The sequence below is a fragment of the Candidatus Protofrankia californiensis genome (genome assembly GCF_900634765.1).
GTDB classification, from domain to species: Bacteria; Actinomycetota; Actinomycetes; order Frankiales; family Frankiaceae; genus Protofrankia; species Protofrankia californiensis.
The window spans coordinates 17466-19906 of sequence record NZ_CAAAFT010000487.1 but is presented as its reverse complement, the minus strand read 5'-3'; the positions used below and the strand labels follow the sequence as shown (position 1 = coordinate 19906).

Genomic DNA, 2441 nt, shown 5'->3' with positions numbered 1-2441 from the left:
GGCCACTGCCAGCGCCTCGGCGGGCCGGCCCGCGTCGAGGAGAGTGCCGGCCAGATGCGCGTATGCTTGGCGGCGCGGGAACAGCAGTGTTGCCGGTTCTCCGGCGGCCAGAGCCGTTTCCAGTAGGCAGATCGATTCCTGCAGGCGGCCTCGGGTCCGCGCGACCTGAGCGGCCAGCACCTTGGCGCCGAGCTGGGCGTGGGGTTGAAGCTCGAGGCTGTCGAGGGTCTGCATAGCCACGTCCGCGGCCTGCTCGGCCTCGTCGAGGAGCCCGGCGTCGACCCGGGTGAGCCCCAGCAGCACCAGGGCGAGCGCGCCGACGACGGCGTGACCGCCCTGGTTGGCGGCGGCCTGGGCGTTTTCCAGGTGAGCCGCCCCCCGCTCGGGATCACCGGCGCCGCGGGCGGCAAGGCCCCTGGCCACGAGAGTGAGCGCGACACCCCAGGTGTCGCCGGTCGCCTCGAACAGCTCCGCCGCCTGCTCGGCTTCGGCTTCGGCTTCGGCGATGTCCCCGAGTTCGGCGGCGGCGACCGCGTCGATCGTCAGGCACACGGCCAGACCCCATACCTCACCCAGCGACTCGGCCATCTCGATCAGGTCGCGCGCGAGCCGGCGAGCCCGGCTGAGCTGGCCGGACAGTAGCCAGACCAGTGCCTCGGTGCCCGCGCACCAGCCCAGACCACCGGTGTCGTCCAATCGCCTGAAGACCTCTGAGGCGTCCCGGAGGTATTCCTCGGCACTTGGGTAGTCCCCCCGGGTAGTCGCGCTCCAGGCAAGGTGCTGGAGGGCCCAGCCGACTCCTCTGGGATCGCCGACCCGACGGGCCAGGGTCAGCGCGTCGGTGAACCGCTTCTCGGCGTGGCGTACCCGACCGGCGGCGTATTCCAGCAGGCCCAGCTGGCGCAGGGTCGCGGCGACCAGCCGGTCACTGCTGGCGCGCTGAGCCTCTTCCAGGGCGGTGACGAGCGCGGTTGCGGCTTCGTCGTCCCTGCCCTGTTTGTGCCGAAGATCGCCGAGGATGCGGTACGCGGCTGCCCGCAGCTCGGGCGTGGTGACCCGCAGAGCGGGCCGTAGGACGCGTTCGGCCTCCTCCAGCCGGCGCAGTGACGCCAGGGCCTCGGCGTGCAGCACGACCGCGCCCAGATCGTCGATTTCGCTCACGACTCCCCGGCCGAGCCGGCGCGCACTGGTGATCAGCTCGCTGGCGCTGCGATGGTCGTCGCGGGCGAGGGCCGATCGAGCGACCCGGACCAGGGCGTGGAACCCGGGTTCCCGCGCCGACCAGGCGGGATCAGTGGGCGCAAGCGCCATCGACGCCGCGAGGTCGTGGGCCCGTTCGGCATGGTGACCGACAAAGGCCGCGATCTCCGCTTCGGAACCACCCAGGAACTCCACCCCCCACTGGGCTGCCGCGGCATGCCTGCGCGCACGCTCCACCTTGGGCAGCCCGGCGTAGGCCACGTCCCGGGCCATCGGGTGCACGAACGTCCACATGGGTTCCCCGGGATGCGGGGCCCGCAGGAGCTGGCGTTCGGTGAGGGTTGCCAGCGCCCGGCGCACCTGGTCCCCCCGACGGTCCTCGAGGGCGGGTAGCGCGTCCGCGGGAAACCGGCTGCCGAGCACTGACGCCGAACGCAGGACGGCCTTCGCGATCGGATCGAGATCGTCGATGCGGGCGGCCAGCACCGACTGCACACCGGCCGGCAGCGTGGTCTCGGGCAGGGACCCTTCGAGCACCCAGGCGCACTGCTGTGCGCCGGCCGGGTGACGCCGTATGCCCGCCGCCGTGTCCGCGCCGGGCGGGGTGCTCTGCCCCGTCCCCGTCCCCGTCGCGCCGGTATCGGTATCGGTGGCGGCGGCTGCGCCGGCTTTGGCGCCTCGGTGCAGTACACCCCGGTCCACCAGCAGGTTCAGCAGTTCGGTGAGGAAGAACGGGTTGCCGTGGACCCGCGCGAGCAGGGCGTTGCGGGCGGCCTCGTCCAGTTCGGCACCGCCCAGATAGTCGCGTAGCAGGCTGGCTGAGGCGGCTTCCACCAGCGGGGCGAGCGCGAGCGATTCCGCGTTGGGCAGTCCGGCCATCGACGGGACCTCGCGGTCGAGCAGGATGAGCAGCACCGGCCCGCGCAGTCTGCTGGCGAAACGTCGCAGGCCATGCCACAGGGCGGTCGTCGCCCATTCCAGGTCGTCCAGGATGATGACCAGCGGCCCGTCGTTGGACAGACCGCCCAGCAGCACGGCGACGTCGTCGACGATCGCGTCGACGGCCCGGACGCCGGGACCGTCGACCGGGCTGTCCCGACCTGCCGGATCACCTGGCGGGATGTCCGGAGTCACTGTTGATCGGCCCTCCGGCGGGACGCCCAGCAGGGCGAGCAGTTTGTCCGCCACACCGCCCGGGATGCGGGTGCGCGCCGCGGGGTGCTCCAGACGGCTGACGGTGC

General features: G+C 72.6%; 1 protein-coding gene. It reads right to left on the bottom strand.

Annotated elements, in window-relative coordinates; genetic code table 11:
- Positions 1-2441, bottom strand: a 2441-nt coding sequence (locus DD1DGNOD_RS25155) for a tetratricopeptide repeat protein (protein WP_241255972.1), incomplete at both ends; no start/stop codon positions are given.